This is a genomic window from Nitrospira marina (genome assembly GCF_059568365.1).
The window spans coordinates 13,183-39,884 of the sequence record NZ_JCANTH010000001.1 but is presented as its reverse complement, the minus strand read 5'-3'; the positions used below and the strand labels follow the sequence as shown (position 1 = coordinate 39,884).

Genomic DNA, 26,702 nt, shown 5'->3' with positions numbered 1-26,702 from the left:
ATCGGAAGGGATCTGTGAAGCATGCTCTGAGACATGATATACCCGCAATCATCACGCACAAGTAAAATCACGCCAGAAGACAGGTCAGGGCGCCACCACTTGAAAAAGATTGCTGTAGTCGTCTGTCCAGAGAATTTCTTCGAGTAATCGCCAGGGTGCAATCCGGAAGTTGACGAAGGGGTCTTTTAAAAACGCCTGGTTGTTCGTGACCAAAATCCAATCACTATAGCTATTCCCTTTCTCAGGGTCAGCCACGTCCTTGATCCAGAGCGCCTGTTTTCCAAACTCTCGGGCCAGAGCCCGCACCACGGGGCTGAAGTCAAAGTGGCGATTCGAGACATGGAGGGCGAGAATCCCGTCTTGTTGTAAATGCTCCCAGTAGAGAGCAAAGGCCTCCCTCGTCAGCAGGTGCACCGGAATCCCGTCGCCACTGAAAGCATCCACCGCTAAAATATCGAACTGCTGTCGATGCCCCTTCTCCAATTCCCGCTCAAGAGAAATACGTCCATCTCCAAGGACAACCTGCTGTGATCCCTTGGCATCTTTGAGAAACGTGAAGTACTCCCTCGCCATTCGATCCACCTCAGGATTGATTTCATAAAATCGATACGTATCGCCGGGCCGGGCATACACTGCGGTGGTGCCAACCCCCAACCCGATGTTCCCAACCCGCAAGCCCCCTTGCCCTTTTCTGTCCTCGAGCGTGTTCAACCTCAGTTGGTGAGGATGACGGCTGATGGCTAAGCTGATTCCACTGAAGGGTCCGTAATAGGCAGTGGGGTACGAGTGCCGGGGGGGAGTCAGGAATTGCCTGCCATGGTTGATGCGACCGTGATAGAGGAAACGGCTGGCGGACTTCGTCCCTTTGTCCGTCTCCTTTATTCGCAGAACACCATAAAAATTACGCGATGTCAGGATGGTACTCGCTTGCTGCTCGTGAATATGCAGTGCCAGAAAACCTGCAAGAGTGGCAATTCCCCCAACAAACACAACCCTTTCTGACCAGAACATGAGTGGCGATCTGAGTGGATTCTTTGTCCGAAACAGGCAGATTCCCAGGAGCATCATGGTGGCCACCAGCCCGAAATGAAATTCCCAGTATCCTTGAAAAAGAACGGGTGCGACCAGGTTGACAAACACCCCACCCAACGCTCCCCCCAACGCGACCATGAGATAGAAGGATGTGAGAAACCTGGCGGGAGGCTTCAAGCGAACCAGTTCCCCATGACACACCATGCAGCAGGCAAAAAGGACAGCCGAATAGATGAAAATCTGGAGGTAGATATTGATCTCCGTCTCCGCATATTCCTGATGCAGCAGGTAGACAACCGCGGAGAGCAATACCAGCAACACGGGTACCCAGATCCGTCGGTCGTACCATCGCGGGTGATCGAAACACAGAATGAAGGAGATAAGGTAGAGGCCCAGCGGGAGAACCCAAAGAAAAGGGATGACCGCGATATCCCGGCAAATCTGATTCGTGCTTGCGAGGAGGACCACCGACCCGCAAGCTGCGAGAGCAAGTGTCAGAAGACTCTCAGGCTGACCCGGCTTCTTGTCTGGTCCATACTCAGGATTTTCTGAGAATCCGCTCTTCGTGTCTAATCGAAACAGCGGCCTGGCACCCCACGCACACATGACCGCATACAGGGCGTACCCGCCCGACCAGAAGAGGGTCTGCGTGCGCAACCCCAGTTGCGGCTCGATAAAAAAAGGATAGGAGACCAATCCCAAGAGTGAGCCAAGATTCGATAAGGCGAAAAGCCGATACGGTGACACAGCGGGATGGACTCGATTAAACCAATGCTGCAGGAGAGGGCCGGAAGCCGAGATGAGGAGAAACGGCACCCCAATGGTCACCATGAGAAGGAGAAGAATCGCCACCATCGGATTTTGTGTGCCATCCGGCTTCCATCCATCCCCTGGGGTGATAGGAAGATAGACCAGAGAACACACCACCAGACCCAGGTGAACCAGCGCCTGATGCCGAGGGGATAGGTGGCTTGCGAGAAGGTGGGCATAGGCATACCCGACCAAAAGAAAGACCTGAAAGAAGAGCATGCACGTCGTCCAGACCGCCGGGGTGCCTCCAAACCAGGGAAGAATATACCGGGCGATGATGGGCTCTAATTGAAACAGCAAAAAGGCACTGAGAAAGATCGCAACGGCATACGGGAGGACAGACACCTGGGGCATTTTGGGTGGGAAGGGAGTCATGACCTTCATGTTGACAGACGGTGGCGATGGGGCATTGTTCATACATGCAACCGATTTTGCATGGTCATTGCGGATATTAGTACCAGCGGGGCTCGAATACGGCCTTGTATCAACACTTCATTACTTCATTCAGTTCAAATCCATGCACTCGATCCAAGCCCTGTCCTATAAAAAAATGGGCTAAATGTCGGGCGGGGCATTATACTATCCATTTTTTAGGCGATCCACGCTCCACAGGTCCAATGTGGCACATTTGGATTAGACCATACATTTCAACTGCTGAATTTTGACAAAAAAAGGGAGAGATCGTATTGACCTCTCCCTTTTATGAAACGTATCGGTGTTCTGGTTAGAATCGGCTGCGACGTTTATCGCCGCCAAAATCTCCACCGCCGCCGCCATACCCTCCACCACCCGTGCGTGGAGCTTGGGGTTTAGCTTCGTTGACCGTCAATGTGCGGCCACCAAACTCGGTAGAATTCAGGGCTGAAATTGCGGCTTGCGCTTCCTCTCCCGAAGACATTTCGACAAATCCGAACCCGCGCGATTGGCCGGTGAACTTATCGCTGATAACATTGGCTGACTCGACCGTGCCGTGTGCCGAAAACAAGTCGGTTAATTCTGCTTGAGTCGCGGAATACGGCAAACCACCTACATACAATTTTGAACCCATGGGGGTCCTCCTTTTGAAAAATGATATTGTCTTAGGCTCGAGAAAGGGTAAAACCTGGAGAAGGAGTAGGCCGCGGACGCTGCATTCATGCGACAGTGGACAGACACTTTTCGAGTAATCTCTCGGGCAAAACAACACCGGTTACGGGCTTTGGTAATTTGATTGCTCATCGCCAAGCCCTAGGCGTTAAGTTCATTCAAACTAGCACAAGAGAAGGGAAGAAGATAGACAATTTCAGTAAGAGGGAACGGAAAATTTGACAGAAATATAAGCCTGGCACTGAGCCATTGAGGCGAGAAGGTCTTTTTCTTTAACATTTTCAGGGTTCTACGAAAAAGCCATCCCTTCCTGGAACGAAAAAACAGGGTGGAAACACGCCGGAAAAACAGTATCCAAATCCGAATTTCCCACCGGCTTTCACCCTTATTTTCGCGGTATTTCCAAACGGTCAGGCTGTTCCTGCCCAAATGAACGGACTTTCCCCGCAGCTACCCTGGCTTGTATAGCCGATTGGAAATCTGGGGCAAATATACTTCTAGACACCTTGGAGTTCCTGCTCATAACAATTCCATATATGAAGGGCATAATACAGGGGAGCGTGATCATTGAAAAAATCAATGGGTATGTCACTAAACTCGCCATTGGACCATTGACTCATCACCTCACGAAGAAGTTGAACCTGGCCTGCCACACCACGCTGTACCCTTTCCAGCATGGAGGGATTGTCGAAAAGCTTACCCGTTTCATCGATGTATTTAAGGAGACCGACATGTTCATAACGACCCCACTTCATCAAGTTCAACGCATTGGGACCCCAAAGTGGTATTCGAGCAATCACATCATTATTGTTCACAAATCGATACCCACTGACATAGAAATCCCTCGCAAAGCTCTCATCCCCTACCAACGGAGACCCAAAGGTGTAGAGCCCTTGCACATCTCCATAGCGGTCGGCAGCTAATGTCGCCAGAGCCGCGCCAAGACTATGGCCGGTAAACCAAAAAGTTCGATTTGGCTTTTCCTCTTTCAATCCATTTAAATACGCCTTGAGGGGTTCCCACACTTCGTCCAATGCCTTTTTAAAGCCCTCATGCACAGACCCACCTTGACCAGATACGATTAACCGAAAATTGCCGTCCGTCCACAAATCCTTGACTACCTGACGCCAGATCTCCCCAGGGAGCTGACCTCCTACCGGCTTCAGCACCTGCGTGCCGCGAAAGGCCACAATCACAAGGTCCTGGTTATGGGTCACATAGCATTGGGTACTTCCACCATTGCTAAAGGGCTGATTGCCTTCCACGATCAAGCCGGTCTTAGTGTATTGAGGAATAGCAAATTCATTTTCGGCATACGCCAGTAAGGCGGCTTCCGCCAACCACCAGGCATTCACCAATTGAAAGCTTTGGGACCTAAACCGGAATGGATGTTGGCTGGCCTCGGCGAAATAGTTATGGTTCAAATTTGGAGGTAACACCACTTCTATATTGGGACCAGGAATAATCTTTGGCATGGGCTTAGACTTGTTATGGACTGAACTTATATTCCCCTGTGACTGGAAACAGGTCCATTGCCACAGAGTAATTCCAAACGATGACGTTTACAATTTGCTTGTAAAAGGTGTTGATGGAGGGGAAGTCGAACCCCAAGGTGCATCCTTTACCAAGGAGAAGAAACGCTCTTTGAAGTTTGACCACCGACATCGCGATGGCTGGATTCTACGGGGGGGGAAATTTTTGAATCATTTCTTTTCCCCGCTGCTTGTGGCGGAAATCTTTTATTTGAACTGTGCCAAAATTGTCAATTAAAAGCTAGCAGCCTGCTGAAACTCAAGAACAGGTAAACGGTCTATATTGACTCAACACTTCAGGGACGTTAGTCACCAACGGCAGGATGTTCAAACAGGCCCGCCCAGCAAGGCCGCTTGCGCATAACCGCTCCGGCGAAGGCAGGGAACGCCGATGGCGAACTTTCAACACCCTGCCAGACATGAAACGGGTAGGAATCCTGGATCAGAGAGACCATCACAACGCGAAGATGTCATTCATCAACAGGACAAAGAATGGGGTCGGTCACGAAAGGTTTAGTGGCAAAACGGAATGGCGATCGCACACTATTCATCCGTCGCTTAAGAGGAGCTAAACCAAAGATTCACTTTAAAACCCATGTTAGCCATCAACATTCCTACAGGTCGGTCTTCTAATGTTTCGAAGGCGACCATGCGGCATTCTCTCAGCCCTTCGACACATCCTTCCCTGAATAGGCTGAATCCTGAAATACGACCCTCCTACCCAAAGGCAAATCAAACGTGCCCGTGGCTGAAATCTGTCCCCCTTCGCTGTTTTCCGTCACAAATTGAAATGTTCCGGTAATATTACTATCACCGGAACCAGCACTGTTAGGAGCGAAATCCTCTAAAGTAATGGTCCCCTCGGTATTGGATTGGTATGAAATGGACCTTCCTTCTTCTACCATTTCAACCTGCACCTCAAAATTTTCACCCACCCTCAAAGGATCGGGTGCCACCAAATCATAATCGCCAGGCTGTGCCTCACCAGGGACTCGAAAAATAATGAGAAACTCTCTTCTGTCATTCCTATCTGAATTGAGATTGGCAACCAAAAAGTAACCGGGACGCACTCCAGTCACCGGGTCCCCTTGCTTGGGGGGCAGGTAGGTCACCACACCTGCCCCCGACACTTCACCACTCACAGATCCGGATAGGCTTGCGGTAAATCCTGACTGATCCACCTTAGGCTCTTGGGAAGCAGGGTCAGTGGATGAGTCCGAACATCCACTGCTGACAAGCAACATAATCAAGACCGCTGTTTGTCCAAAAATCTGATACATTGCCGGCATTTGCTCCCTCCCATCTGAATGGACCCTTTTGCCTCTCCCACTCTGAGAAACCGGGTTTTTGTCATTGGAGACGTTATTCTTTATTAAAAAATCGAGTAGAGCGGGGATTCTGACTTTCTTTTACTGCGTTCGATTCAGGACCGTCATGAATTCTTCCTTGAGGGCCGGGTCATTTTGAATTGATTGAAAAATTGTATTGTAGTCCTTGATGGTCAATCCATGATCCGTCACGGCTTGACTCATCTTCCGGTTAGCCTCTTCTTGAAGAGCTTCACTTTTGGTTGGGTCACCTGCCTGGATGATTCGCTCCTTGTATGTCGTATGGATCTGGGAAATTTCCTTGTAGGCTCCAGCAAAGGGCTCAAGATTTGGACCAATCAATTGGGATTCAACTTTCTGGGGTTGGGAATTAACATTTTGCGCCTGTACCACAGAAAAAAGTCCCAAGCCACATAAGCTCGGAATCACTAGCAGCACACTCAATTTCTGTAAACTCGTTGCCATGGAATTCATACCAGCTCTCCTTTGTTAGTTTGAATAAATATTCCCCAGCAAGCTGAGATCGAATAACCATTCATGTCATGTCTTTTTATCTTTTCGAAACAGGAACGCCGCAAGCTCAATTTGGGGTCTCCCGAAATATCATTTTTTCTTCTGGATCAGTGAATTGGGTCAGAGAAACGTGAAACCCATTACATACCCGTATTTTCATCTCATTCTTTTGTACATAAAGGCAAAAGCCAGGCCAAAATCAGCGGCCGAAGTGCGGAAGTACCCTTTTGTAAGGCATAACTTAAGTCATGGGCGCAAAATCCGCCTCTAGGGCTTCTTTTTGATGATCCTGTTTTTTCAACGAGTAGCGTAGGGAAGACCCTACGAATGCACATGAAATCCCTACAGTTTCAAACGAAAATACATTATGAAAATTTGAATAGTCATTGAGATTGTCCGCATTAAAAATCCATATCTTATCCATTGACTTGGTACTTTTCCTCTCGTACAGAGATTACTATTGCGTGTATTCCATTGGTTGAAATAGATTTTTTTGTCCTATTCACAAATGGAAAACCCAAGAAGGAGTTGATATATCTCAAAGGGAATATAAGAATGGATGGACCATGCTCGATCAATGACGCTAGGCAGACTTTCAATTGATATAAGCTGGATTGAACCACAAGCCCTATAATAATTTTTTATTAAAGGGCCCAGATAATTCACGAAATATAGGCATTTCGTCTAAAATCTTTCGCCAACCTCTTGGCTCAGATTATTTGACCAATAGAGTCATCCCAGAAAAGTATGGGAAGGGCAGGCGATTTGATTACCGATTATCTTCGCAAGAAAATCACGACTGCATGCTATTTGGGAATACCTGACATGATTGAGGGGGGATAATTGGGAAAAACAGGAAGATGGTGAGTAGCATTCTTCAAGCCAGTATGAGGCCAAATGCGAAAATTCCTTTTCCCCAACCCCCTTTTAAATCTGCCTGTAAACAACAGGGAATGCTCTTCCTCAATTTCAGAGAGCACTTAACACTCGAACAGCGAAGCATGTCACGCGACGACTACGCGATAATTTCATAACACGGCTTGAAGTTCTGTTGATCAATTTTCATGCGGTGCTGATTGACGAAGGATTGCAGGAGTTCATCCATGAGCTTCATAATTGTTGAATCCCCGTGTATGGTGAATGGCCCATTTATTTCAATGGCATTAAGCACTTGGGACTTCACATGACCGGCAACGATTCCTGAAAATGCCCGACGCAAATTCGCGGCCAACATATGGATGGGTTGGTCGACATGGAGATCCAATTGCGCCATCGACTCATGTGTGGGCTCAAACGGTTTTTGAAATTCATGGTCGATGGTTAGATGCCAGTTGAAATAGAAGGCGTCGTGGGTCCGTTTTCGAAATTCCCGTACGCGTTGTATGCCTGTTGTCATTTCATAGGCCCCACGCTGAGGATCGTCAATGATGATTTGATATCGTTGGGCCGCTTGAGGCCCGAGCGTTTGCTTGATAAAGGTATCAATTGTTCCAAAATAGCTGGCACTGCCTTTGGGGCCGGTAAAGATAAGCGGAAAGGGCACCTCATTATTATTTGGGTGCAACAGGACGCCGAGTAGGTAAAGAATCTCTTCCAAGGTCCCCGCCCCGCCAGGAAATACGATAAACCCATGTCCGACACGAACAAACGCTTCGAGGCGTTTTTCAATATCCGGCATGATAACCAGTTCATTCACAATAGGATTCGGAGCTTCAGCCGTAATGATGCCTGGTTCCGTGATGCCCAAATATCGCCCGTTTTTAATACGTTGTTTCGCGTGAGCAATCGTGGCTCCTTTCATCGGTCCCTTCATCGCCCCTGGCCCACAGCCCGTGCATATATCCATGGAACGCAAGCCTAGTTGATGCCCCACTTCTTTCGTGTAACGATATTCGACCTCACTGATCGAATGGCCTCCCCAGCACACCACCAAATGCGGATCATCAACCGAATGAATGATCTCGGCGTTTCGTAAGATATGGAAAATCGCATTGGTGATCCCATTGGATGTCGTTAAATCAAATTTTTTATTGTGCTCTATTTCGTTATGGACATAGATGATGTCACGTAGCACCGAAAAAAGATGCTCTTTAATCCCTTGAATAATCTTCCCATCCACAAACGCACTGGCCGGAGCATTGATGAGCTCAAGCTTCACTCCGCGATCCCGCTGCTCCAAGGCCACGTCAAAATCTGCATAGCGGGCGAAAAATGCTTTCGTGTCGTCCGTATCATTGCCACTCGTCAGAACCGCTAAGGCACTGCTTCTGAAAATTTCATGAAGGCCGCCCTCACTGGTCTCCCTAAGCTTCTCAACTTCATGCTGCGAGAGCATGTGCATTGAGGTATCCGGGGTGATGCTCACACTCACGCCCTGACCTGAGGATGTGCGCTTCGACGTGATGTACTCTCGATTGTTTTCCATTCTTGCGCCCTAGCTCCTAGTCAAATGAGAGCCCTCTTTGTGGGAACGTGGCCCAATGCTGGCCACGAGGAAGAAGTCAATTTATCACACCAACCTCTTCAGGCTCTATGGGCGGTGTCAGAACACGCCCTGTAAATGAAATGAGAACACATTCGGCAGAATATACCGTGCTACGATTATGTAAAGAATCTGGAAAATCCATTGAGGGTAGTCAGGTGAAGGCCGTGTTCGATATGATCAAGAGGGGAGATTAAAATTCAGCACCTCTTTACCAGTAATCTCTTCGGCTTTTGCGTTCCCTCCCTTTTGCCGTGACTTTTAAAAATGTACTCTCACTCCACAAACCATTCCTAACAGGTTTCATCAAAAATTGGGCTCTTGTTTCAATAAGGAGAAAATTGCATGAAGGAACGTTCTTTGCCTCGCTTTCCACTTTTTCTTTGCCTTACAGCCACCCTCTTATGGGTTGCGGGTTTTCAGCATCTCAGTTTTGCCAATACAGAAAAATCCCTATATGACCGCCTGGGAGGCTATGATGCCATCTCCGCCGTCGTTGATGTCTTTTTGACAAAGGTTTGGGACGACCCGGTCGTGGGTCGGTTTTTTGTGGGAATGGGAACTGACACCCGGGATCAATTACGCCAAAAAAATAAAAACCTCTTGTGCTTCAACACAGGGGGGCCCTGCCAGAAGATCAATCGACCACTAGAACTGACCCATGAGGGTTTGGGGATCACCGACACAGAGTTCGATATTGTGGTTAACCATTTGGCTGCGACACTCAAGGAATTTAAAATTCCTGATCGTGAACATGATGAGGTGATGGCCAAAATTGGCAATCTGCGATCCTATATTGTTGAACGAAAAAGTTAAAAATAGATCGGGTTATCCGAATCGTGGCCTGTCTTTGAGTCACAGGCTCATGGCGGGCCAAGTTCAGATCCGCCATACACTTTCTTACAACATGGAGACCTTTTTTCCGTCAGTCCGCTTAGGAACTACGCAACCAGGCGAGTCGTTGGCGATCTTCTTCATATTGTGGGAGCCGATAGGTTCGATCGATTTGCACGACACGCTCCAGACAGCGAAGCGCCGAGATGTGATCTTTTCGCTCGATATAGACGTCAGCCAGTAGACGCAAGGCTCCTGCCTCTCCCGAACCATGTCCCAGTTTGATGAAATGTTCAGTCGCATTATTCAGACAGGCCTCGGCCCGTGTAAGATTGCCCAGATGAAAAAATGTTTTCCCAAGTTGCCCATAAGTGGTAGCCAGGCCGTCTTCATTTCCGACTTTGCGGTGGTAGTCTAAAGCCGTGTGAAAGGCTTGAATGGCAGGTTCGGACCGATGTAACTTCAATTCTTGCAGGGCCAGATTGCTATATAAAATTCCCAAAGCCCGGTCATGGCCTAAAGGAACCAAATAATCTATAGCTTCCAAATAGAACGCGTGAGCCGTTTCCGGTTCACCCCTGTCGGCTTTGAGACTTCCTAAATTCACCAGGGTTTCCCCGATGGCATGGTCTTCTTGCAAGGTTCGTTGAATTTCCAGGACTTCTCGATAACAGGCCTCGGCTTGTTCATAGTGTCCTAACAAGGCGCTGACATTTCCCAGATTGCCCAAGGCATCTGACAAGGCCTTGGATGATCCCAGCTGTCTTGCCTCTGCGGTAGCCTGTTCATAGCACTCACGCGCTTTTGACAGATCGCCACGATGAAGGAAAATTTCGCCGAGACGAGAAGAAGAGCTGGCCATGATAGCAATGAAAATCCCGTAACAATTATTCAGTTCTCCAAGGAAAGCCGGTAAAACATACATCCTGACCGACTCTCTAGGCTTGTACCTGCATGAAAACCTATGACACGTGAGCACGCTTTAGCAAGATTACACCTGACAAGGATCAGGGAAACCTCGCCGGATCGAAGGGCTGTTGCGACATTCAGTCTGAAAAGCGTCCCATCTACGTTGGTCTGTCCGGAACTCACTCAGCCTATAAACACAACAGCCGAGTCCAGACATCTGGACTCGGCTGTTGAGAGAAACTCAAAATAAAAAGGCAGGCCCCGGCCTTTTCATTCATTCAAACCAACCGGCTTAGAGAGGGGAAAGCCGACAGGATAATGCCTTGAGAAGGGTACAGTTACTTTTTAACCCCCAAGATCGCATCTTTAGCCGCCTTGGCTACGCGGAACTTCACGACACGTTTAGCTGGGATCTTAATCGCAGCTCCAGTTTGGGGATTTCTGCCCATTCTGGCTTTTCGGTGTGCAAGGACCAACTTGCCAATTCCAGGTACCACAAACGCATTTTTGGCTTCCTTGTAAGCCAACGCGGCAAAATCATCAAGAATTTGCGTGGCAATTTTCTTGGTAACATCCGCTTTTTTAGCCAGGTGATCGGCAATCTGCGACTTTGTCATGGCCTTTCCCATACACATTTCCTCCTCATTTGAATTGTTTTAGTAAGAGACACCATTTGTTGATTCTAAAATTCCAAGGAAGGGTTGCCTTGTCTGTCATTTTGGAAGAAGGGTTTAACGCGGGAACACCTCTCCCTTCTGTCACAACGGCGGCAGAGTCTACCGAATGCCTCAAAAACTGTCAACAAAAAACAAGCCCAGTGCGGGGAATATTCTTTTGTCATAAGTTTCCCAATGACTTTTCTGTCTTGCTGCCTCGGCTTTTGTCACGGTAAAGTAGCCAAAATACACATTTTACTTACTTTAGTCGTTCGTGCAATTGGCACAACACACATGAGGCATCGATCATGGCAAAAGAATTACCTGTTATCCCATTCCCCAAACAATCAGAATCCTCAGAACAAGAAGAACTGATATATTCCAGAGTGTTTTGCACGCGGGAGGATAGCCCCCCTCTGAAGCTGCTTCTGGACTTTCTCAAATCCAAAAACCAGGTTCCACTCATTCCCAAAATGGATCCGGCCGCCCTGGAAGATTGGGACTGGGTCCATGTGTCCCTTGGGTATAGCCGGGAGAGAAAGCCCATCCGCTTATTTTGCTTGCGGGACCGGGGTACCTATCAGGACGTGTTTGAGGGAGAAAAAACTTCATTTTTCAACCGCATATCTGTCTTTGATGATGTCGAAGCGGGGATTGCCCGGGAATGTATTTCAAAAGCCCGCTTCATTGCCACCACCCAAATGGTGAAAAAAGATATGACTGATGAGGGCTATGATTTTAACGGATGGATTCTGGAATTTTTTCAAGAAAACTGCAATGGCATTGTGCAAATCGACGGACAGGGATTTTACTCTCCGAAGGGCGAACTCATTGTGGATTTGGAAGAAGTCGCTGAAACTGGGGATGATATAGCCCCTACACCCAAGTCTGATACCCAAACATTGGCATAAGCCACCTTATAGTCCAATCCTGCTCTGCTGAAGAAGAGCCTCACGAAGAGCTTGATCCGAGGGCCAAGTCCACGCAATCCGGAAAGGTCCGTTGCCTCATACCCGGTAGTCCATTGCGATAGGCCCAGCCATCTTTCAACACCTCCAGCAGGGCTCCGTATTCAAATCGCGACGGGTCTTCAACCACATCTTCTCTGCAGACCAGGATATCGGCGCGTTTCCCCTCCACAAGTGTTCCTGTATCGGTTTGTCCAAGTTGATCTGCCGCCAACCCCGTCGCTCCGAACCATGCTGCCAGAGGCGGTATGCCCTCTGCGATCAAAGCCACCAACTCCATGTAATTCCGGCCATGCATATCGGGTAATACCGGATCAGTTCCAGCCAACAGTTTGAGCCCGCTAGCTTGCGCAGATTTGACTGCCTGAGCATGGCTCTCTGCCACCTGTTGAACTTTGGCGCGAATGAAGGCATTGAACCCCTCTGACTGAGCTAATTTTTGCCCTACCCATGCCGTCGGAGTCACCACACACCCCTTCGCATAGGCCAATTCGGCCAGGTCCTCATTCATAAATGAAATGTGCTGGATATCCTTCACTCCAGCCTGAATGGCCAACTTAATGCCATTTCGACTATGGGCATGGGCCGCCACATACATCCCCCGCCCAGCCGCTTCGTCACAGATGGCTTCCATTTCTTCAAGAGTAAAATCCCTATGCTCCAAATGGTCGGTAGGAGACACCACACCCGGACTGGCACAAATTTTCACAAGATCGCCCCCGCAGGCGGCAATCTCTCTTACCCGCTTTCGGCATTCCCACGGCCCATCGACGAGACTGGACGGACGACCGGGACCAGCAGGCCACAAACGGGAAAGCTCCCCGCAGCACCGATCCGGCCCTCGAAAATCCGCATGCCCTCCAGTCGTGGAGAGCATGCATATGGCCAACTTGAGACGTGGACCTAACATCACCCCCTGTTCCACGAGTCGTTTCAGAACAGAAGTGGCTCCACCCACATCCCGCAGGGTCGTTACGCCTCCCTGAACTAAGGTGCGATATAAGATACGTTCAGCCCAAAACGGGGCCTCCGGTGAATTCATTCGGTCCAGTTCAGCACTTCCCACTCCCCAAAGTGTCACATGCCCATGACAGTCGATAAGCCCTGGGGTGACGGTATAGGTTGCGCAGTCGATCCGATGAACATCAGATCCCTGAGGACGAGCGGGGTTATGAGGAGTAACGGCCTTGATAGTTCCATCATCTATCCACACATCAACTCGTTCGTGAATAGAACTGGTTGTTGCCGACGTCCCATCATAGAGTTTGTGTATATTTGAGAGAACAATCATCACATCCCTCTCTTCGAGATAAAATCTTATGAACCCTCCACTTTTTCTTTACCGTATATCCGTCAATATCTGCAACACATTCGATCACGCTCATTCCTGAACAACTCCTCCGGACAAGCAGGGGATGTTCGGCGTCCCCTCTGAGCGTCCCCTAATCTGGTCGCGTTCATTTTTTAACATCTGTTAATAAATTACATCAATTACATTTGTGGGCATTGAAATTTTGCGGATTCATAATAAACATGATAATCTTCGAAGAGATTGACTCATCTCTTTTCTCTATTCATGAGAGACGCATTTGTCAGTTATGTTTTCTTTCAGAATTCCTCTCGAATTTTTTCACCATAGGTCTAAAACTAGAAATCATCATTTCCTCATTACGGTTAACGCAACGAATTTCCCATCTGCTTGAGGAATAACCTTCACATCACATGAGGTGTAGCCAGGCATGACCACGTTCGCCCACCGCCATATCGGATCCAGTGAGAGCCAAATTCAGGAAATGTTGGGAGCGCTGGGGCTCTCTTCACTTAATGCCCTTATGCAAGCCACAGTTCCTCAGGAAATTCGCCTTGCCCGATCCTTGGATTTGCCCCCGGCACAATCGGAAGAAGAGGTGCTTGCTGAACTCCGCCATCTCAGCGCACGCAATCAAGTCTATCGATCATTTCTCGGCATGGGTTATTACGATTGTCTGACCCCACCGGTGATTGGACGGAACATTCTGGAAAATCCCGCCTGGTATACCCAATATACGCCCTATCAAGCGGAAATTGCCCAGGGACGATTAGAAGCGTTACTCAATTTCCAAACCATGGTCGCCGATCTGACTGCGCTTCCCCTGGCTAATGCCTCATTGCTAGACGAAGCCACGGCAGCGGCGGAAGCCATGAGCATGTGTCGGGCACTCAGCACCCTGCAGGGACGTACATTTTTCGTCGCGGAGGATTGTCACCCGCAAATCATTGGAGTCCTACAGACTCGGGCCAAACCATTGAATATCTCAATTACCATAGGGAATCCAGATACATTAAATTTTTCAAACGATGAGACCTTTGGCATTCTCCTCTCCTATCCGTCCACTGACGGCACGCTCCGCTCCTATGAAGCCCTGGTCCAGAAGGCACATGAAGCCGGGGCACTCGTCGTGGTCAGTACGGATCTCCTTGCCCTAACCCTCTTAGTGCCACCCGGAGAATGGGGAGCGGATATTGCGGTGGGGTCATCGCAACGATTTGGGGTTCCGCTTGGCTATGGCGGTCCCCACGCGGCATTTCTGGCCACAAAAGAGTCCTTTAAACGAAACATTCCAGGCCGGATGGTGGGAGTATCCAAGGACGCTCATGGCCAAACGGCATATCGCCTGGCCCTCCAAACCCGGGAGCAACATATCCGGCGCGATCGGGCAACGAGTAACATTTGTACCGCACAGGTGCTGCTGGCAAATATTGCCGGCATGTATGCGGTCTACCATGGACCAGAAGGATTAAAGAACATTGCCACCAATGTTCATCACCTTGCTGCGCTCACAGCCGAAGGACTTCGTCGCTTGGGATGTCAACTTGACTCCGATGTCTTTTTTGATACCCTTCGGGTCCGGTGCCCGCACCGGAGCCCTGCCCAAATCATTAAGAAGGGTCAACAGAGTTTCATCAATCTTCGACCATTTCCAGACGGGTCCTTTGGCATCGCGTTGGACGAAGCGACCACCATCACAGACGTGAGCCAGCTCCTGACCCTTTTTACCGACAATACATCATTTCCCTTCTCCTTAAACGATCTGGCGGAACAACTCGGTTCCTCTATCCCAAGCACCTTTCAGCGACATTCTCCTTTTCTCACACACCCTGTTTTTCACGACTATCATTCCGAGCACGAATTGCTCAGGTATATGTATCGGCTACAATCGAAGGACCTCTCCCTTGTCCATTCCATGATTCCATTGGGATCATGCACCATGAAGCTCAATGCGACAACGGAGATGGTTCCCGTAACGTGGCCGGAATTCAGTCGTATACACCCCTTTGCCCCCAGCGACCAGGCGCAAGGGTATGAATTGTTGTTTCGGCAATTGGAAGCCTGGCTCGCCGAGATCACCGGATTTGAGGCTGTTTCACTTCAACCCAACGCCGGCTCTCAAGGAGAATATACCGGATTGATGGTCATTCGTGCCTATCAAGAGGAGCGAGGGCAGAAAGGACGGAATATCTGCCTTATTCCGGTTTCCGCGCACGGGACCAACCCCGCGAGTGCGGTCATCGCCGGATTGAAGGTCGTTTCTGTCGCCTGTGATACCCATGGAAACATCGACATTCAGGATTTGGAAGCCAAGGCAGCTCAATACCATGACACCCTCTCCTGTTTAATGGTGACCTACCCGTCTACCCATGGGGTATTCGAAGAAGGTATTCGCAAGGTTTGTGAAATCGTGCACACGCATGGAGGCCAAGTTTATTTGGATGGCGCCAATATGAATGCCATGGTTGGCTTGGTGCATCCGGCTGCATTCGGGGCCGATGTGTGCCATCTCAACCTGCACAAAACTTTTTGTATCCCCCACGGTGGCGGAGGCCCAGGGATGGGCCCCATTGCCGTCGCATCGCACTTGGCCCCTTTTCTCCCAGGCCATCCCTTGGTACAGGTAGGAGGACCAAAAGGTATCGGGCCCATCGCCGCTGCCCCATATGGCAGCCCGAATATTCTTCCTATCTCTTGGGTCTTCATTAAACTCATGGGCGGAGAGGGACTCACAAAAGCCTCACAAGTGGCCATCCTCAATGCCAACTATATGGCCAACAAATTAGATAAATATTATTCGATGCTCTTTGCCGGGAAAAACGGTATGGCGGCCCACGAATTTATTTTAGATCTTCGCCCTTTCAAAAAATCAGCGGACATCGAAGTGGAAGATGTGGCCAAACGGCTCATGGATTTCGGATTCCATGCTCCCACGATTTCATGGCCGGTCACCGGCACCATGATGATCGAGCCAACCGAAAGTGAATCCAAGGCGGAATTAGACCGATATTGCGATGCGCTCATCCTGATCCGCCAGGAAATTGCCGAAATTGAAGCAGGTCGCCTCCCTCGCGACAATAATCCTTTAAAACATGCGCCTCATACTATTGAGACCATCGCACAATCCGACTGGCCGCACCCCTATTCCCGTGAAACTGCGGCATTTCCAGCTCCCTGGTTACGGCAGTATAAATTTTGGCCATCCGTCTCCAGGATCGATAACGTCTATGGAGATCGGAATTTGGTCTGTACCTGTCCACCCATGGACACCTATTCATCCTAGACTTCCTCTAGGCTTTTCATCGACCATTGGATAGCCCGTTCCTATTCTTGATGGGGAAACAGCGTCCAACCACATGAAAGCCTCCAGCCCGCATCATCTGCTCATTGCCATGCTTTTGGGCATTGTCGTCGGCATTCTCCTGGGTGGGCTTGCACCATCCATCGGATTGAGCCTCGCGTTTATTGGTGACCTGTTTTTACAAGCCTTGTTCGCGCTCGTCGTCCCCTTGGTCATGAGCTCAATGATTGTCGGCATTGCCAGTTTAGGGGACGTGCGGCAACTCGGATCTATTGGGCTTCGCACCATCCTATTTTTCATGACGACGACTGGGCTGGCTGTGTTGGTCGGCTTGATCTTGGTCATCGTCATTCACCCTGGAACACCAACCGAACAAGCCAGCCCCGATACACTAACGGTACAGACCACAAGCCTGTCAGAACGAATGGAAGACAAACCCACCACCCTAGGTGATTTGTTTAAATCCATCCTTACGAGTTTAGTCCCCAAAAATTTATTCGCGGCCATGGCCGAAACACAAATCTTGCCGTTGATCGTCTTTGCTTTAATCTTTGGTGGCGTCCTCACCACCATTGGAGAAAAAGGCACTTTAGTGATTCGGGTCTTTGAAGGAATCAACGAGGCTATGATGGCCATTGTCCACCTACTCATGTGGGTCGCCCCGGTAGGCATTGGCGCCTTATTAGCCGGGAGATTAGGCGAAGCTGGAGGGTTCACAGGATTTGGTCCCCAATTGGCGAGCTTAGGAACCTATGTAGGTACAGTGCTCCTTGCCTTAGCCATTCATGGCTTGGTCATGCTTCCTTTATCTTTACGATTTATCGGTCAACGTTCTGTCCCAGCTTATGCCAAAGCCATGAGTACCCCACTGATGACCGCCTTCTCAACCAGTTCCAGTTCGGCCACCCTACCCCTCACGATGGAAGGCCTGATTGAGGAAGCAAAGGTTTCTCGGCGAGTCGTGAGTTTCGTGGTCCCCTTAGGAGCCACCATCAACATGAATGGGACCGCTCTATATGAAGCGGTAGCCGCCATGTTTATCGCACAAACCTATGGAATTGAAATGGGTGTAGGGGAAACCATTGTGGTGTTGCTCACCGCCACCCTCTCTGCGATAGGCGCTGCAGGTATCCCAGAGGCCGGACTCGTGACGATGGTCATTGTGCTCAAAGCCGTGGACCTACCAATTGAAGGCATTTCCCTGATCTTAGTGGTGGATTGGTTTCTGGACCGCTGCCGAACAACGGTGAATGTCTGGGGTGATGCCGTCGGGGCCGCAGTCATTGATCGGTGGGAATCTACTAACAAGACATAAAGCTTCTCTTCAGCTAAACCGACTTTTTCCTTCCTGTAACGACCCAAAAGAAATTCCCAGTCAAGGGATCCTAGTAAATATTGATCCCTTTTTTTATTGGCGCATGCCGGGTTTCGGCCCGGCTGCCGACCTACTTTTCTTTCGGGAAAAGTAGACAAAACCATTGACGCCCAGTCAGGTCAAATCAGATGGGACGGACGCCAGAAAGAGAGCGGACCAACTCGCTCCGCTCAAACAAGGCCCGCAAGAGCAAGAGCGTCCGTCCCTAAGGCCTGACTGCAGGCGTCAAAACTTTGAAGGAGAGTTATATAAGGATATATGACGCTAATGCGTCGGCTTGATGAGCAAGAACGACAGAGGTCCTTAAATTCCCGAGTAAAGGGCAAACAAGAACCGCAGCAGATGGCCAATCATGATTTAAAGCTTGCCCTGCACTATATCATCAAAATTTGGCCATCCCTTCTCAAGATGACTTCCCCTTAGGAACAATATTAGCAGGTGTTTCTTTGGGTCTAAGCTACCTTTATTTTATCCCTCTAAAATGTGAATATTTTGAATTGGGTTTAAAGACTAACCTGGTCAATTTTGATCAAGGACCATGGCAATGGTTGTATGCAGATATTTTTCCGATTCTTTCGTGGTCACGACACTCCAGGACCTTTCATTTAAAGTAACCAATCCAAACGAATTAAATGATCCTTTCGAAAATTCTCCATATTTCAGAAAATCTGAAGAGCAAGAATGGGAATGTTATCTTAAGCAAGATTCAACTATCGAGGACCTTTACAATCGTATGCATCACAGACTTGGAATAAAGGACATAGAGGAATTTCGAAAGAAATGGGAAGCTGGTGCTAGGCAAAAAGCTCAGACGGCTCTTATGCAAACTGATGTTATGAAATCCCTAGATTCGGTTAAAAATGAATTTTCGAAAGAAAATAAAATTTTATGTGTCTCTGATGCAACAGCTATCGAGCCTTATGGAGATATTTTAATGTGGGCGCACTATTCAAACGGGCATAAAGGAGTAAAGATTTCTTTTGATACTGAAAAAATTGGTTGGAATGATCTGAAAATTGACCAAGTAGAATATTCAGAAGACAGAGTGATGCTTGACTCCATAAAAATTCACAAAGGGGATCCTACCGTCAAAGACGATATTAAAAGGGCATTAATAGTAAAGAGCCTAGGATGGAAATATGAGCAGGAGTATAGATGGTTTATTCCGATCCAAAGGTGTGAATTGAAAAATGACATTCATTTTGTAAAAATTCCGGCAGAGGCCATCATTAGTGTTGATATAGGGGTGAAAGCTTTACCCAAATTAAAAGAAGGAATCAAGGATTTGATGAGAGAAAATGATTTGTCCCACATTGAAATTCGACATGCAAAAATTCATGAAAACAAGTTTGAATAAATTTATGAAATCTAAATATCACTTAGATTTTTCAAAAGAATAATTTTTCGAACCCCTTAAACGGCATCCAGTATCCCCCTCCCTGACGCCTTCCGTTCGGCCCTCGGGTTGGACGCTCTTTATTTTGGCGGGCCTTGTTTGAGCGGAGCGAGTTGGTCCGCTCTTCAATCCTGCGTCCGACCCTTCCAATGTGGCCGGACGGGGCGTCAATGGTTTTGCCTACTTTTCCCGAAAGAAAAGTAGGTCGCCTGCCGGGGCGAATTCCGGCATCACCAATTATTGATTAGACATTATAGGTGAGAATACACAAGATGGATTCCCGATGAAAACCGTCGGGAATAACCGCATCGGAAAAACTCTTTTGGTCATTTACAAGATATAAGATCGCACCCTTCGAGATGCCGCTGGTTGGATTCGTCCATTCATCTGCCAAAGGCAAAAATTCCTAGAGCCCCTTGCGATCTTCTCGCGGAACAGTCAGCTTGGCATCAAGAAAGTCCTGGTGACTGAGGTCCATGCCTTTCGCAATGCTCCGAATTTCCTCAATTTCCTCAAACGAGGTCTGTTCAGCCGCATTGGCCACTTCAAATAAACAATGGAGAAACTCTTGCCGTTCAGTCCTCGTCGTTAATTCCTTAAAACGTTTCACCAATCGTACGCTATCCAACCCTCGAAAAATCCGGTGATGACTGATTTCCGCCACCAGTTGTGCCTGTTCGTCTGTTAATGCCCAGTGACGTTTAAGTACGGCACTCATGGCCGTGGTTTCTACTGAATCCACCACATGATCAACGCCGGCTACTCGTGCCATCAATCCTGCCGCAAGGCACAGCTTGCGAATCTCGGCATCAGAGAGATCAAAGGTGATGCCCCGATCTTGTAATTCCATAGTGACCTGGAAATAAATGGTGTTTTTAATGAAATCTTCCAATCGACTTTCACGATCATGCTCGTCGGTAAAACGCTGCCCCCGCAGATTCAGTATTTGCCGAAATGGTCGTCGAAGATGTTCTAAAAATCCGCTACTCCCCTCCTCAAGATCGGCTTTAAGTTGTTGGACCACTTCTGTCTGTTGATCTCCACCTGAGGTTTCTGAGGTCAGAAGCTTTCCAATCGTCGCAACAGCCAGGGCTTTATCCTCTGCCGATCCCATACGTCCTAGCACACGATGTAAAAGACGTTGCCGTTCTTCCTCGCTCACCGGCGAAACCATATACAGCTCCAATTCCATCCATTCCTCTCCAGAAATCTCCGGCAATTGAAACAAGAGTTCTTTTAACCCGTTCACTTCGGTAGACGACAGTTTCCCATCAGCCCATGCGGCACCGATCAAAAGTTTACCAAGCTCAAGAATAAAGCTTTTATCGACCATCCCTATCCTCCCTTTCTGTAGACTCTAGACATAGCATACCTGTCATTCACCAGGCTCGCCTGCCTCGTCACCGGCATTCATAATGATGTGGGAAATTCTAGAGTCAGTATACCGAAGGGAATCCAGAGGCTAAAGAACCCGGTGAAATGAGGAACAAGGAGCATTCCCGGCACCGACCGTAACCGACGCGAAGATACTTATGAATCACCGGTGAAACCATGGGAATCCAGAATTGCTCGCAACACATCTTTCCACGTGACAATCCCCAGAACCTCACCACCAATAGTCGTGATGGGGAGGCAAGAGACCCCTCGGGCTAACATCAGTTCGGCCGCTTCCTGCAAAGAGCAGGATGAACGAACCGTCACCGGATGATGCGTCATAATTTGATGGACACGTTTATTGAGGGTCGCTCGATCCCGGGTGGTTTCCGACATCGTTCCGACAAACGGACTGACGGCTTTCAACATATCCCGGTCGGAAATAATTCCCACCAGTCTGTCATTGTCCACGACGAGTAGATGATGAAATGGGACTTTCTTGAAAATATCCTTGACCACCTCAAGTGAATCATCCATCTCAATGGTCACAACTCTGGTCGTCATAATTCTGCCGATTACCCTGGTTCTCGTCTCTGACTCCACCTTACGAGGTCCTCATGGCATAGGGTGACTGAATTCAGACCTTACCACAAAACTTTGTCCTCAGCTGCTATAGCCGTCACCCCTCCTATTCGGCATCTTAGAATTAAAAGTTTACAGGGGGTTTTTTACTTCATCCCATCAACATTGCAATGGACTATGGGGGTGTCAATCATGTGGAAAGCTCTTCTGTCCGCAGGATTCCACAGAGCAGTCCTGGGAAGAATCCCGGGCTAGGACTGCGATTTCCTACCTCACCTATAACACGATTTCAGCAATCGCGCACTAGACTCATTGCCCTGGTCACCTCAGGAAGGTGGCCTTCTTCGCTCTCGTCTTCATACCACCGTACGTGAGATCATCATACTGCAGATTCATGGGATCTTTACACACGCCGCCCATCGGAGTTGAACAAAAAATTCATGTCGATGAATGGGGCAGAGTACTCAGCAGTTCTTTCACAAGGCTCAGCAGATCCTTCGGGAGAAAGGGTTTAGAGAGTGTGCGGGTTGCACCAAACTCTGCCGCCTCTACCAAAAATCCCAAATCACGGCTCCCACCTCCCGACATGGCAATCATTAATGGAGGAGAAGGCGTCCCAGCAAGTTCCCGTATTACTTCTAGCCCATCCATTTCAGGCATGAGCAAATCAGTAATGACCAGATCAACGGGACTTTCATGATAGAGCCTTAATCCCAGTCGGCCATCGGAGGCAGTCCGAACATCATAGCCCTCCATCACCAACCGATCTCGCAATGCTGAACATAATCCGGGGTCATCGTCTAAGAGTAAAATTGTCGCTTTCACATATCCACCTCACCAGCGTTTAGGTACCGTTTCCTCCCGACCCAACATTGCACGTGTTTTAGGGTGCTGTCTGATTTCATGGTCAAAAATTCAATGCCTCCCTCTCACAGAGGACGGGTTTATGAGAGCCTATTGTTTGCCGGCTCGGGACACCAACGCCAGAAGCTCATGAAAATCAATCGGTTTCGCCAGAAGCGCAAAAGCCCCTGCTTGCTTTGCTTCCTTTTCAATTTCCTTTGTCATATTACCACTCACGAGTATGACTCGCACGTCCTGTCCCTTCACACGATAGGACAGGGCTTTGAGAAAATCGAGCCCATTGATAACGGGCATATGATAATCTGATATGATGATATCCACGTCGAGCCCTCCATCCAACAAGACCAGGGCCTCCCGACCATCCTCGGCTTCCTTAGCTGTAAAGCCGTGATTCTCCAAATACAGACGCAAGGCCTGTCTGTAAGGCCGGTCGTCTTCAATTAATAGAATTGGTTTTTTCATATGATACGCCCATGGAATAGCCACATAGGTGTCGGAGATCGCTCCTTGCCCTGCGACCTCGCCTATCGTTCCCAGGTTCATGAATCGCTACCTGATAAAAATGTTATCAATCAATTGGTCCCTGTTCCGCCCAACTTCCTATATAAGCAAAAGTATTGCCAAGCTTTTCCTGCATAGCTTTCAATAAATTCATTGAAATAACACCTTGAAATTAAAAGTAAAATTTTCTTAGCGCTCTACCCGTTACCCATTAAGAGTGAGGGAAGTCGCAATTCAGTTATCTAAATGGATAAGGGGGCGTATCCCTTGTGATGCTTGTAGAACAAGGCATTTAGAAGATGCTCTCCTAAGGAAATATTTATCATGTTTCCTAAAGCCTCCTTGGTTTTCTCAAAAAAGGAGAAAACGTCTCTAGCGATGAGACGGGGGCACAATCTCTTCACCCAGAGAAACCTTAAAGAGTTTCTTTTGCCGAACATGCCTCTCATTTCTCATTTGATACCCTATGAGAAACTTGCTAAAAGAAGTCTCCAAGTTTTCTGCATCCAATCCTTATTTTTGATTGCCCTTGAAGCATGAAAGCCAAATTCTCTCAATTTCATCCTGACCAATTTTCGTTTGCCGAAGATCCGGTGTTGATCCTGGAAGATTTTTGGAGTCAGGAGGAACGGAAGGTTGTTCGGGAAGCCATGGCACAATCGAAATGGATGGCCCTAGCCGATATGCCACCCGTGGCTCAAGCCTTTCCCAATTGCGGAAACTGGCAGAAATCAGACATCAGCCCTTCTGATGCTACTCACTTCATGCAACGGGTCGGAATGTCCTGCATTGCCGCCTATGTTGAATCCTTCCCAAACATCAAAAAGCGGCATGTTAATTTTAACTATTATTCATATGGCGCTGGTGACTGTCTCCCAACCCACGACGATACCGACGACCTCTATACCTATGCCGAGGGCCGTCGACCGCCAACTCGTCGTCTCGCCTTGGTCACCTATTTCCACGAGGAGTGGCATCCGGACTGGGGAGGGGAACTTATCTTGTATGGTCCTCCCACGAACTCTAAAAAGAATACGTCATTACAGGTGACACATTGCATCCCTCCATTGCCGGGATCTCTGGTCATTTTCGCGGTGCCTCGACAACATCGGGTCTGCCGGGTGGACGTTCTTGCTGGAGACCATAAACGCCTTTCTATCGCCGGATGGTTCATGACGGAACATTGAAATACCTCACACCACCCAAACATAGTTCAGTCCTATCACTTCTACTCCGGAAGAGATCCCACTTCCAAAGGCTGTGATGCAGCAGGGCCTTCCCAGCTTGAAGTTCCTACCGTGAAGGCTCACAAATTGCCTCAGATGGGTGAGACGTTGCCGTATCCTAGCGGGCGTTGAGAAACTCAAAATTCTTTTGAGAGCTTGTCTGGATCAAAAATTTTACGAACCCCTGAGGGAGGCTGGATGTTCAAAAAGGCCCGTCCAGCAAGGCCGGAATGACCACATATATAAGCATGGGAATCTGAGGACTGGCCACACAGTCCACTTGGGTATTACAATCTTATAACGGCTTTGTTGGGCCAGAGGGATTGGAAATATTGATTACGGAATTGAGTGAAGATGTTGCCATTTCCAGCTTCCGCTGGCGGCGTCAGACATCTGAATTTTAAGGAGATGGGCAATGGATAAGGTATCGGATTATATTTTTGTGACCAACGTGATTCCTCAACATATCTGCCAAGACGTTCTTGGGGAAATTAAAAACAAAGAGTGGAAGCCCCATACCTGGTATAACTATTCAGCCAATAATTTTAAATCCGAGCCTGAGAAAGAATTAGATACCCTTAATACCACCCAAGCCCTACAGGATAAGTTAGCCCCGTTTATTTGCCAATCCGTCGAAGAATATATGATGAAGTTTGCGAAACAAGAAGATGAACGCATTAAAAGTTTTATCCAAACTTTCACGCCCATACGGTTTAACCGGTACCGCACTGGGACCATGATGAGGAAACATTACGATCATATTCATTCCATTTTTGACGGGAAATATAAAGGCATCCCCATCTTGTCCTTATTAGGGGTACTCAACGAGGGCTATGAAGGGGGCGAATTTTTATTCTCTTCCGACTATGAGGTGAAACTCAAAGCCGGGGATATGCTCGTCTTTCCCTCGAACTTTATGTATCCACATGAAGTCAAAGAAGTCACGAAAGGGGAACGATACACGTTTGTGGGTTGGGCATTTTAAATTGGGCGCCTTCGGGAGATCGCTACACTCATGATTTATCTTATGGCCTCAAAAACTCGGTGCAGATGACCCATTCCACGCTGCTCTTCGGCGCGACCTCCATTCTTGGGTTTAACCTCGCCAGATTATTTCCGGAAACCATTCTGCCGTTTATCTCCCCGGGCAATTCTTCGAAATCAGTTTGTGAGTGGCCGGTCCTCCATTTGGAAAATCCAGATTGGGTGGAACACACCTTGGCTCAGTATCAGCCGAAGGTCCTGTTGTATTGCCATGCGGTGTGTGATGTGCCGAAGTGTGAAGCCGACCCCGCTTGGGCGCATGAGATCAACGTCCAACATCTCGATCGTGTGGTGGAGAAACTACCAGCCCATATCCGATTGGTGTATGTGTCTTCTGATCATGTCTTTGGTGGGGATGGGGAATACCATGAATATTCTCCCCCGTGTCCCATTAGTGTGTACGGCCAGACCCGTGTCAACGCAGAAAAGCTGGTCTTGAATCGACAAGGGTCGCTGGTCATTCGGACGGGTCTGGCGATTGGCCCTTCCCCGAACGGGCGCACAGGGCATTTGGATTGGCTTCGTTACCGCACTCAACAGCATCTTCCCATTACTATTGTTGAAGATGAATCTCGCTCCGTTGTGTGGGTGACGGATCTGGCCAGACGCGTCATGAAATTCGCACAAAGCACTGAGACAGGCATCCGGCATATCTCCGCCACTCGGGCTGTATCGAGAGTGGAATTGGCCAAGCATCTGATGTCGATTTTGGGAGAACCTCCCACTTTCCGTTGCGAGAGCCGTCATCAACGGCCGGCCCCCCATTTGGGCCGGGTGGAATTAACCAGCGCCTATGCCGATAGCCTTTCTTGGCCATTGGCAAGCGTCCTGGATGGATGAACAATCTACAAAAATATAAAAAAATAATTTCGAAAAAGAGTATTACTCTACACCGAATCGATTCGAAATGATGCGACAGAACTTTCTGTCGATGCCTGGTTTTTGAGAGATTGGACTGTGGGATTCAACTGCGTTCCGGAATTTTCTTCCGAATTGTGTGGCGGGTGTACCCAATGCGAGGAGTCTGGACGCTTTCGATCAATCTGTAACCGGCTAGACGGATGAAGAATGGGAGGCTAGAAATACGAGCTGCAACCCGATGATTGTTTTGGCATCACGAATAGTGCCGTCCTGAATACCGGCCAACGCCTTTTCAAGCGGCCATTCCACCACTTCCAACACTTCATCGTGGTCCAAATTCTGGCGTCCTTCCTTCAGATCCGTTCCCCGATAGATATGGATGACTTCATCCGTAAATCCTGGAGCGGTCCAAATACTGGTGAGCAACTCCAACTGACCGGCCTGATAGCCAATCTCTTCCTCCAGCTCGCGTGCTGCACAGATGAGCGGGTCTTCCTGGGGATGTAGTTTGCCCGCGGGGATTTCATAAATAAATCCTCCCGCTGCATGGCGAAATTGCCGAATGAGAATAACTGTACCGTCACCTTTAACCGGCACGACAGCCGAGGCGCCAGGATGGCGAATGACTTCTAATTGGGTGGATTGCCCATTGGGCAATTTCACCGTTTCGCGGTTGAGAATTAAGACTTTTCCGGCGTAGATATGTTCGATCGACAAAG

At 48.6% G+C, this 26,702-nt stretch carries 22 protein-coding genes; 8 read left to right on the top strand and 14 right to left on the bottom strand.

Features of this window, described 5'->3' with window-relative positions; translation table 11 throughout:
* Positions 1–84: 84 nt before the first annotated feature.
* The 6 genes from LX98_RS00185 to ppnN all read right to left on the bottom strand — a co-directional run bounded on the left by LX98_RS00185 (position 85) and on the right by ppnN (position 8,726).
* Positions 85–2,259 carry a fused MFS/spermidine synthase gene (locus LX98_RS00185; RefSeq protein ID WP_496426991.1) on the bottom strand — a complete coding sequence of 725 codons (2,175 nt, stop codon included), beginning with the start codon at positions 2,257–2,259 and terminating at the stop codon, positions 85–87.
* Between the two features lie 307 nt (positions 2,260–2,566).
* Positions 2,567–2,890, bottom strand: a complete 324-nt coding sequence (gene rbp / locus LX98_RS00180) for an RNA-binding regulator (RefSeq protein ID WP_312645020.1) — start codon at positions 2,888–2,890, stop codon at positions 2,567–2,569.
* Positions 2,891–3,425: 535 nt separating this feature from the next.
* Positions 3,426–4,403, bottom strand: a complete 978-nt coding sequence (locus LX98_RS00175; protein ID WP_496426990.1) for a lipase family protein — start codon at positions 4,401–4,403, stop codon at positions 3,426–3,428.
* A 719-nt stretch (positions 4,404–5,122) separates the two neighbouring features.
* On the bottom strand, positions 5,123–5,749 hold the full coding sequence (locus LX98_RS00170; RefSeq protein WP_496426989.1) for a hypothetical protein: 627 nt from the start codon (positions 5,747–5,749) through the stop codon (positions 5,123–5,125).
* 120 nt (positions 5,750–5,869) lie between these two features.
* Positions 5,870–6,262 (bottom strand): DUF4168 domain-containing protein, encoded by a 393-nt coding sequence (locus LX98_RS00165; RefSeq protein WP_496426988.1) that lies wholly within the window; start codon positions 6,260–6,262, stop codon positions 5,870–5,872.
* 1,054 nt (positions 6,263–7,316) lie between these two features.
* On the bottom strand, positions 7,317–8,726 hold the full coding sequence (gene ppnN, locus LX98_RS00160) for a nucleotide 5'-monophosphate nucleosidase PpnN (protein ID WP_496426987.1): 1,410 nt from the start codon (positions 8,724–8,726) through the stop codon (positions 7,317–7,319).
* A gap of 402 nt (positions 8,727–9,128) precedes the next feature.
* Between ppnN and LX98_RS00155 the strand changes: the two genes are divergently transcribed.
* Entirely contained in the window at positions 9,129–9,599 is a 471-nt protein-coding gene (locus LX98_RS00155; protein ID WP_496426986.1) for a globin domain-containing protein, read from the top strand.
* A gap of 118 nt (positions 9,600–9,717) precedes the next feature.
* Here the strand turns inward: LX98_RS00155 and LX98_RS00150 are convergent, their stop codons facing one another.
* Complete coding sequence (locus LX98_RS00150; RefSeq protein WP_496426985.1) at positions 9,718–10,542, bottom strand: tetratricopeptide repeat protein; 825 nt, start codon at positions 10,540–10,542, stop codon at positions 9,718–9,720.
* Positions 10,543–10,864: 322 nt separating this feature from the next.
* Positions 10,865–11,155 (bottom strand): HU family DNA-binding protein, encoded by a 291-nt coding sequence (locus tag LX98_RS00145; protein ID WP_312645035.1) that lies wholly within the window; start codon positions 11,153–11,155, stop codon positions 10,865–10,867.
* A 335-nt stretch (positions 11,156–11,490) separates the two neighbouring features.
* On the opposite strand from LX98_RS00145, the gene LX98_RS00140 reads away from it, so the two are divergent.
* Positions 11,491–12,093 (top strand): hypothetical protein, encoded by a 603-nt coding sequence (locus tag LX98_RS00140; protein ID WP_496426984.1) that lies wholly within the window; start codon positions 11,491–11,493, stop codon positions 12,091–12,093.
* Positions 12,094–12,133: 40 nt separating this feature from the next.
* Here LX98_RS00140 and LX98_RS00135 read toward each other — a convergent pair whose 3' ends face one another.
* Positions 12,134–13,441: an amidohydrolase family protein gene (locus tag LX98_RS00135; RefSeq protein WP_496426983.1), complete on the bottom strand. Its 1,308-nt coding sequence runs from the start codon at positions 13,439–13,441 to the stop codon at positions 12,134–12,136.
* A 448-nt stretch (positions 13,442–13,889) separates the two neighbouring features.
* On the opposite strand from LX98_RS00135, the gene gcvP reads away from it, so the two are divergent.
* From gcvP to LX98_RS00120, 3 genes are all read left to right on the top strand, one after another.
* Positions 13,890–16,742, top strand: coding sequence for an aminomethyl-transferring glycine dehydrogenase (gene gcvP, locus LX98_RS00130; protein WP_496426982.1), 2,853 nt, complete (start codon positions 13,890–13,892; stop codon positions 16,740–16,742).
* Positions 16,743–16,815: 73 nt separating this feature from the next.
* On the top strand, positions 16,816–18,075 hold the full coding sequence (locus tag LX98_RS00125; protein WP_496426981.1) for a cation:dicarboxylate symporter family transporter: 1,260 nt from the start codon (positions 16,816–16,818) through the stop codon (positions 18,073–18,075).
* A gap of 598 nt (positions 18,076–18,673) precedes the next feature.
* Positions 18,674–19,492, top strand: a complete 819-nt coding sequence (locus LX98_RS00120) for a DUF2971 domain-containing protein (RefSeq protein ID WP_496426980.1) — start codon at positions 18,674–18,676, stop codon at positions 19,490–19,492.
* A 445-nt stretch (positions 19,493–19,937) separates the two neighbouring features.
* Here the strand turns inward: LX98_RS00120 and LX98_RS00115 are convergent, their stop codons facing one another.
* The 4 genes from LX98_RS00115 to LX98_RS00100 all read right to left on the bottom strand — a co-directional run bounded on the left by LX98_RS00115 (position 19,938) and on the right by LX98_RS00100 (position 22,894).
* Positions 19,938–20,864 (bottom strand): TerB family tellurite resistance protein, encoded by a 927-nt coding sequence (locus tag LX98_RS00115; RefSeq protein ID WP_496426979.1) that lies wholly within the window; start codon positions 20,862–20,864, stop codon positions 19,938–19,940.
* 197 nt (positions 20,865–21,061) lie between these two features.
* A complete protein-coding gene (locus LX98_RS00110; RefSeq protein WP_496426978.1) occupies positions 21,062–21,469 on the bottom strand; it encodes a CBS domain-containing protein in 408 nt (135 codons plus the stop codon).
* A 456-nt stretch (positions 21,470–21,925) separates the two neighbouring features.
* Complete coding sequence (locus LX98_RS00105; RefSeq protein WP_496426977.1) at positions 21,926–22,312, bottom strand: response regulator; 387 nt, start codon at positions 22,310–22,312, stop codon at positions 21,926–21,928.
* Between the two features lie 129 nt (positions 22,313–22,441).
* Positions 22,442–22,894 (bottom strand): response regulator, encoded by a 453-nt coding sequence (locus LX98_RS00100; protein WP_496426976.1) that lies wholly within the window; start codon positions 22,892–22,894, stop codon positions 22,442–22,444.
* Positions 22,895–23,388: 494 nt separating this feature from the next.
* Between LX98_RS00100 and LX98_RS00095 the strand changes: the two genes are divergently transcribed.
* From LX98_RS00095 to LX98_RS00085, 3 genes are all read left to right on the top strand, one after another.
* On the top strand, positions 23,389–24,039 hold the full coding sequence (locus tag LX98_RS00095) for a 2OG-Fe(II) oxygenase family protein (RefSeq protein ID WP_496426975.1): 651 nt from the start codon (positions 23,389–23,391) through the stop codon (positions 24,037–24,039).
* A 454-nt stretch (positions 24,040–24,493) separates the two neighbouring features.
* Positions 24,494–25,063: a 2OG-Fe(II) oxygenase gene (locus LX98_RS00090; RefSeq protein WP_496426974.1), complete on the top strand. Its 570-nt coding sequence runs from the start codon at positions 24,494–24,496 to the stop codon at positions 25,061–25,063.
* Positions 25,064–25,128: 65 nt separating this feature from the next.
* On the top strand, positions 25,129–25,962 hold the full coding sequence (locus tag LX98_RS00085) for a sugar nucleotide-binding protein (protein WP_496426973.1): 834 nt from the start codon (positions 25,129–25,131) through the stop codon (positions 25,960–25,962).
* Between the two features lie 213 nt (positions 25,963–26,175).
* Here LX98_RS00085 and LX98_RS00080 read toward each other — a convergent pair whose 3' ends face one another.
* Entirely contained in the window at positions 26,176–26,700 is a 525-nt protein-coding gene (locus LX98_RS00080) for an NUDIX domain-containing protein (RefSeq protein WP_496426972.1), read from the bottom strand.
* Positions 26,701–26,702 lie beyond the last annotated feature (2 nt).